The 7,021-nt window shown below is 44.9% G+C and carries 5 protein-coding genes; 4 read left to right on the top strand and 1 reads right to left on the bottom strand.

Annotated elements, in window-relative coordinates:
* Positions 1–56 precede the first annotated feature (56 nt).
* The 3 genes from xdhB to guaD all read left to right on the top strand — a co-directional run bounded on the left by xdhB (position 57) and on the right by guaD (position 5,347).
* Entirely contained in the window at positions 57–2,627 is a 2,571-nt protein-coding gene (gene xdhB, locus ACT3TU_RS13195; protein ID WP_192524593.1) for a xanthine dehydrogenase molybdopterin binding subunit, read from the top strand.
* Complete coding sequence (locus ACT3TU_RS13190) at positions 2,620–3,693, top strand: XdhC family protein (RefSeq protein WP_318779321.1); 1,074 nt, start codon at positions 2,620–2,622, stop codon at positions 3,691–3,693. Before xdhB ends, ACT3TU_RS13190 begins: the two co-directional genes overlap by 8 nt.
* Before the next feature lie 211 nt (positions 3,694–3,904).
* Positions 3,905–5,347, top strand: coding sequence for a guanine deaminase (gene guaD / locus ACT3TU_RS13185; RefSeq protein WP_192524592.1), 1,443 nt, complete (start codon positions 3,905–3,907; stop codon positions 5,345–5,347).
* A gap of 125 nt (positions 5,348–5,472) precedes the next feature.
* Here guaD and ACT3TU_RS13180 read toward each other — a convergent pair whose 3' ends face one another.
* On the bottom strand, positions 5,473–6,648 hold the full coding sequence (locus ACT3TU_RS13180; RefSeq protein WP_192524591.1) for a cupin domain-containing protein: 1,176 nt from the start codon (positions 6,646–6,648) through the stop codon (positions 5,473–5,475).
* 141 nt (positions 6,649–6,789) lie between these two features.
* Here ACT3TU_RS13180 and ACT3TU_RS13175 point away from each other — a divergent pair, with 141 nt between their 5' ends.
* On the top strand, positions 6,790–6,984 hold the full coding sequence (locus tag ACT3TU_RS13175; protein ID WP_192524590.1) for an NF038104 family lipoprotein: 195 nt from the start codon (positions 6,790–6,792) through the stop codon (positions 6,982–6,984).
* Positions 6,985–7,021: the final 37 nt, after the last annotated feature.

Below are 7,021 nucleotides of genomic sequence, written 5' to 3'. Positions count from 1 at the left end.
AATATCTTAAGTTACCCTAAATTACCTTTGCTAAAAAAATATAAGAGAGAGCCATTATGAGTCATCATTCTTCATTATTTGACAGCTACAGTACTCGCCGCATTCGTCCACCCAAAAATAAAATCGGTACCGCAGTCAAGCATGACAGCGCTATCAGCCATGTGATGGGCACCGCGACCTATGTAGATGATATGCTAAAACCACAAGATACGTTACATTTAGCCATAGGCAAAAGCGATCACGCTCATGCCAGAGTATTGAGCATGGACTTGAATGCGGTAAGGGCAGCAGATGGGGTAATCGACGTTATTACTTTTAAAGATTTGCCAGCCAAAACCGATATCGGTCCAGTATTCGATGGTGACCCGTTGATGGTAGATGAGATCACAGAATACGCTGGACAAACTTTATTTGCCGTCGTCGCCACCAGTCATCGTGCAGCCAAAAAAGCCACGCTTAACGCTATTGTAGAATATGAACCATTACCAGCAATATTGACTATTGATCAAGCACTTGAGCAAGAGCAATTTGTGCGTCCCAGCCACTTTATGGAGCGCGGCGATGCGCAAGCTGAGTTAAAATCGGCACCGACGCGCATCTCAGGCCATATACATATGCTCGGCCAAGAGCATTTTTATCTTGAAGGACAGGTATCCTATGTCGTGCCTTGTGATGATGGCGGTCTGGAAGTTTATACCTCATCGCAGCATCCGAGTGAAGTGCAGCAACTGGTTGCCGAAGTGGTGGATCTGCCTTTTCACGCAGTCACAACAATCGTGCGTAGAATGGGTGGCGGCTTTGGTGGTAAAGAGACACAAGCTGCCGCTTGGGCGTGTCTGTGCGGTGTCGTTGCCAAACGCCATAATGTCCCAGTAAGCATGCGTTTAGATCGTCAGGATGACATGGTGGTCACTGGTAAACGCCATGAATTTGCCAATCGATATGATGTCGGTGTCAATGATGAAGGTCAAGTGCTAGGCGTCGATATGCAGCTATCAGGACTATGTGGTTATTCACCAGATTTGTCCGATGCCATTGTCGATCGGGCGATGTTTCACTGTGATAACGCTTACTATTATCCAGCGGCACAAGTAGCAGGTCATCGCTGTAAGACCCATACGGTATCGAACACCGCTTATCGAGGTTTTGGGGGCCCACAAGGTTTATTGACTGCCGAATATATGATGGATCATATCGCTTATACGCTGGGTAAAGATCCTTTGCAAGTGCGTTTAGCGAATCTATATAAAAACGGTCAAAGCACCCATTATGGTCAGCCGATTGAGCATTTTGATTTGGCTACTATTATGCAGACGCTAGCCGATGACAATGAGTATGATAAGCGCCGTCAGCAGATTACAGAAGCCAACCAAAAGGCTGAAGCCGAAGGCAGTGATAAGCGTTTGGGTCTGGCTCTAACCCCTGTGAAATTTGGGATTTCATTTACCGTGCAAACGCTGAATCAAGCGGGAGCCTTAGTGCTGATCTATACCGATGGTACGATTCAGGTCAATCACGGTGGTACCGAAATGGGGCAAGGGCTGTATATCAAAATCGTCCAAATCGTCGCCAATGAATTTGATGTCGATTCAGATACCGTCAAAGCAACTGCAACACGCACGGATAAAGTGCCGAACACGTCACCGACGGCTGCTTCATCGGGTACGGATATGAATGGTAAAGCGGCGCAAAATGCTTGTATCACTATCAAAAACCGTTTAATTGAGTTTGCCGCTGAGCACTTTGAAGTAGCTGCAGAAGATATTAGGTTTGAGAATAACCATGTCCACGTCGGCAATAAAGAAACATTCACCTTTGCTGAATTTGTGCTACTGGCTTATCAACATCGTATTAGCTTATCTTCTACTGGTTATTATAAAACGCCAAAGATATTTTATGACCGCTCAAAAGCGTGGGGTCGTCCATTCTTCTACTTTGCGCTAGGTGCCGCTTGTTCTGAGGTTGAAATTGACACCTTAACAGGAGAGTATAAAGTGCTGCGCTGCGATATCTTACACGATGTCGGCCAGTCGATTAACCCGGCTATTGATATCGGTCAGATTGAAGGTGCCTTTGTCCAAGGCATGGGCTGGCTCACCGCTGAAGAATTAATCTGGGATAAAAAAGGCAAATTGGCGTCTAATGCGGCGGCAAATTATAAAATTCCAACGGCCCATGATTTACCGAAGCAATGGAGCGTCAAACTGTTTGATCGCAAAAATGAAGAGCAGACCATTTATAACTCCAAGGCCGTTGGAGAGCCACCATTCATGCTAGCGGCCAGTGTCTGGTGTGCGATTAATAATGCGATTGCCAGCTTAGGTGATTATAAGAAAAACCCAGAGCTGAGCATGCCTGCTACGCCAGAAGCGGTACTAAAGGCAGTGATGCGACTGCAAGATCAATCATGGGAGATTGCTTCTCAATCAGAGGAGGACACTGTCGATAGCTTAACGCCAGCTGATGACGATTGCGGGATTGATGATGATCGCGTGCTGCCGCAGCAAGTCCCGCATGGTGAAGATGTCAATCCGCCAGAGGCTGATGGTCAATTGGTCGATGAGCAGCCTGAGGCGATAGAAAATCCCAATGTATCAACGGCTCGTGGACCTGCGCACAGTGAATAATTCAGCAGCGCGACAAGTATCATCGCCATCATCATCGCTGCCACCGACGCGCTGGTATGACGGACTGGCGCAGTATCAGCAGCGCGGTATTGCTCACGTTTTGGCGACGGTCGTTGCAGTGAATGGCTCAGCACCTCGGGCGCTACAATCTAAAATGATTGTGACGCTTGATGCTTGCTGTGACACCTTGGGTGGTGGCAGTTTGGAGCATGATGTGACGATAACTGCTAGGCAGTTGCTGAATGGTGAGCTAGATCCAAATGAATCCAGAGGCTTTAAGCCATTAAAAGAAGGTAAGTCTAAAAAAGCGCATGAAGTACGCCGCGATGCCGTCTATGCCAAGCATTATCCATTGGGTGCTACATTAGCCCAATGCTGCGGTGGCAGTGTGACCGTCATGTTTGAATGTTTTAATGTGACGCCGCCCATGTCGCTGTTAGTGTTTGGGGCAGGGCATGTCGCAGCTGCCTTGATGACCATACTCGCTGAGCTGCCTTGCCAAGTGGACTGGGTGGATAGCCGGCCTGAGATGTTTGAGCGTTATCTGACTGATGATTCTGCGGCGGTAGATGGGCAAGTTGCTTATCAATTACCGCCGCATATTCGCCCGCATATTGACGAAGATCCGGTTGATTTTGTCCAACCGTTTATTGCGAATAGCATGAAAGGTACCTCAGCAAGAAAAGGCACTCAACACTTTGTATTGGTTATGACCCATGATCATAGTCTTGATTTTGAGTTGGTACGTGCCACGCTGGATGCTTATATAAAAGTCGATTCAGAGATTGGTACAGAATTTGATACAGAATTTGATAATGCAATACCAAACTCTGACAATACTATCAGCATCGATGAAAATTCGTTACCGTCGACAGCGTACCTTGGCTGTATCAGCTCGGCAACCAAAGCCAAACGTTTTAGAGATCGATTGCTGCAACGTGGCTATAACGAACAAATCGTCGATAAACTAACTATGCCCATTGGTCTTGATGTTGGTGGTAAAGAGCCGATGGCGGTTGCAATCTCCATCGCCGCGCAAGTTTTGCAGCTTTATAATCATTTATAACTAGAATTAACCATCACTGATATAAACCCTAACCGATAGATTTCTAATTATTTATAAGTCTGTCCACCATTATAAATCACACTGTTATTAGCTTGGGTTAGCCATAATGATATATGGGCTGCACTCAGTAGCTTTGTGTTCGCACTATGGTGGGTCGACGATATTTATTAACTTTGACGCAAATACTTATTACTTATTGTGAGATTTTATTATGACCATACATATTTATCAGGCGCAATTGCTGCACTATTTGACCGAAGAAAATCTTGCTAACAGAATGCAGCGCGCCACTTCGGATGCGGCTGATTTAACAAATACTGAGCGCCCAGACCTTACGGTGGTAGATAAAAACGTCACCTTGTTACCTGTTATCGCAGGCGTGAAAGTTTACCCTGAATATATTGCCGATGCTGCGCTGGTGGTCGATGATGCAACGGGTTGTGTGGTAGATTACGGCAGTAAAAAAGCCATCATGGCAGAATATGCTAGTAGTAGTGCCCAAGAAGGCAAAGCGCCGGTAAAGATTCATGATTACCAAGATAAGCTTATCATGCCAGGCTTTATTGACACCCATGTACATTATCCGCAGATAGATATGATTGCAGCGTTTGGTGAGCAATTGCTTGATTGGCTCAATAACTATACTTTTGTCACCGAAGCTAACTTTGGTGATCCAAAAGTGGCGCACGATACTTCAAAGTTTTTTTTAAACCAGCTGCTTGCCAACGGTACCACCAGTGCCTTGGTATTTTCAACCAGCCATCCTGAATCGGTTGAAGCCTTTTTTACTGAAAGCGAACGTCTAAATACTCGTATGATTACTGGTAATGTATTGATGGATCACAATGCGCCTGAGCATTTGTGTGTGCCAACAGAGCAAGGTATCCGCGATACACAAAATATCATCGATAAATGGCACGAACGTGGCCGTCAGCATGTGGCGATTACGCCAAGATTTGCCATTACTTCGACGCCAAAACAATTGCAAATGACAGGTGAGCTCTATCGCAGCTATGATAGTGTGTATCTGCAAACGCATCTGGCTGAAAATCTCGATGAAGTGGCTTTTGTACGTGAGCTTTATCCCAACCATAAAGGCTATCTCGACGTTTATCACGATTTGGGGTTATTGGGTCGGCGCACGACTTTAGCACACGGTATCTACCTTGAAACAGCAGAGTATGAAGTGCTGCGTGATACTGGCACCCAAATAGCCCATTGCCCAACGTCCAATTTATTTTTAGGTAGTGGTTTGTTTGATTTGTCCAAAACGCTGAGCTATACCGGTGTCAGTATTGCCACTGATGTAGGTGCAGGGACCAGTCTGTCAATGTTAACGACTTTATCAGAAGCTTATAAAGTTCAGCAGTTACAAAGCAATCCGTTATCAGCACATCAAGGGTTGTACCAAATTACCTTAGGCAATGCCCAGTCGCTATTATTAGATGACAAAATTGGTAATTTTATGCCTAATAAAGAAGCGGATTTTGTGGTGATAGATATGGGTGGTACTGATTTAATGGAGCGCCGCATGACACAGACTAAGTCACTTGCCGAGCAGTTATTTGTGCTGATGATGCTCGGTGACGATAGGGTCATTGAAGAAACCATTATCGCTGGCGTAAGCCGTTATAAAAAAGCGACTGCTGTATAAGAGGTGTTGATTCATAGCTTAACTATGAATCAAACGGAGATTTTGAAAGCGCGCCGCGTTCATTTATTAGGATTTTTAAGTCTTAATACTATAAATGCGGAGCGCTTTTTCTAATTTAGTATCTATTACTCCTGAGAATCATCAAGCCATACCCAACCGTTTTCTAGCCATTCGCTTAAGTCGTCTGGGTCAATAGCAGTAACATCTTGACCTTGTAAACGCTCGCCATTTGCTAGACGTACTAGCGCCGCTATCGCTGAGTCATCAAGACCATCAAGTCGCTGACCATTGGCGTATAGCACGATGCCATCATCCGTCTGACTGTATAAAAGACGATTACTATAATCTGCTTGTAGCGTTGCGCCCTCAGTCAAAGCTTGCATCAGCTCATCGGTATCCAGCGTTTCTTCTGGCATCAGCGCATCATATTGACGTTTGCTGACCACTTCAGCGACTGCCTGACGAATAATATCGTCACCACGCTCAGACTGGAGCATGTGTAATAGCTGAGCTTTGATCGCCTCGATACTGTCAGCTTGTAATTCACCTGATGCTTGTAGCGCTTGAGGCAATAACATAGGAACAAATAAATCGCTATCGTTGGTAGCGATATCCGCCATATTGTCGATGACTTGCATCAAGTTCGGACGACGACAGCCAAAAGAGAAGGTTAGGCAGTCATCTTGGGCGACACCAAAATGTGACAACTTCGGTGGCACATAAAGAACATCACCCGCTTCTAATATCTCATCAAAGACAATCTCGCCCATATCATTGAAAAGCCGAATAGGCTCATCAGCGACAAACTCAGTATCTTTATCGCAAAACTTGCCCAGTTGCCAACGGCGCTGACCATAACCTTGCGCTAAAAAAACATCGTAATCGTCATAGTGCTTACCAACCGAGCCGCCTTTTGGTGCATAGGAAACCATAATATCGTCACGTTGCCACTGTGGTATAAAGTCAAAGGCTTGCCACAATTGCCCAAGCTCAGGTGACCATTGTTCTAAGTTCTGTACCAATACCGTCCATTGCTCAGGCAAGTTATCAAAATCTGTTTCAGTTAGTGGGCTTTTTTTAAGCTGCCATTGCGGTGTATCTGCTTGTTTAACGCTGGCTTGGGTAAGCAGACGCGCTGAGGCATCTTCTTCTAGCGCTAAACCAAGCATATCGTCTGGCTCAAACATATCAATTAATTGTGGTAAGCCTTGCTTAATAAGTAGCGGTTTTTTTTGCCAGTATTCTGTTAAAAACTGCTCTGGAGTAATGGAGTCGGGCAAACAAAGGGGTATAGTACTCATTAATAAATCCGTATCTTTATATGGGCATGAGATTAATAGTAAGGATAGCTTTATAGGAGGCGTTTATTAGTTTATTATTATCACCTATCTGATGACTATCGCTTAAATGATGATTATCATCCAATCACTTGTAGGATATTTATGAAAAAATTACAGTTTATCGTCATCATCACTAGCGTGTTTATGCTACAGGCTTGTGTGCATAAAATCGTTACCGTACCTGCTAAAGTGGTTTATAAAACCACCAAAGGCGTGGTCAAAGGTACGGCTGCGGTTGGTAAAGCCATCATACCAGGCGACAGTGATGACGATGATGATAAAAAGGATAAAAAATAAAACCTTACCCGTTAACTATGAGTTTTTAAGACAAATC

The organism is Psychrobacter sp. AOP3-A1-26 (assembly GCF_052378235.1).
Classification (GTDB): Bacteria; Pseudomonadota; Gammaproteobacteria; order Pseudomonadales; family Moraxellaceae; genus Psychrobacter.
Note: the sequence above shows the minus strand (reverse complement) of the source record. Positions and strands in the feature narration are given on the sequence as shown.

Coding starts and splice junctions, on each gene's coding strand:
- ACT3TU_RS13175 (WP_192524590.1), top strand. CDS start 6,790: ATGAAAAAATTACAGTTTATCGTCATCATCACTAGCGTGTTTATGCTA.
- guaD (WP_192524592.1), top strand. CDS start 3,905: ATGACCATACATATTTATCAGGCGCAATTGCTGCACTATTTGACCGAA.
- xdhB (WP_192524593.1), top strand. CDS start 57: ATGAGTCATCATTCTTCATTATTTGACAGCTACAGTACTCGCCGCATT.
- ACT3TU_RS13180 (WP_192524591.1), bottom strand. CDS start 6,648: ATGAGTACTATACCCCTTTGTTTGCCCGACTCCATTACTCCAGAGCAG.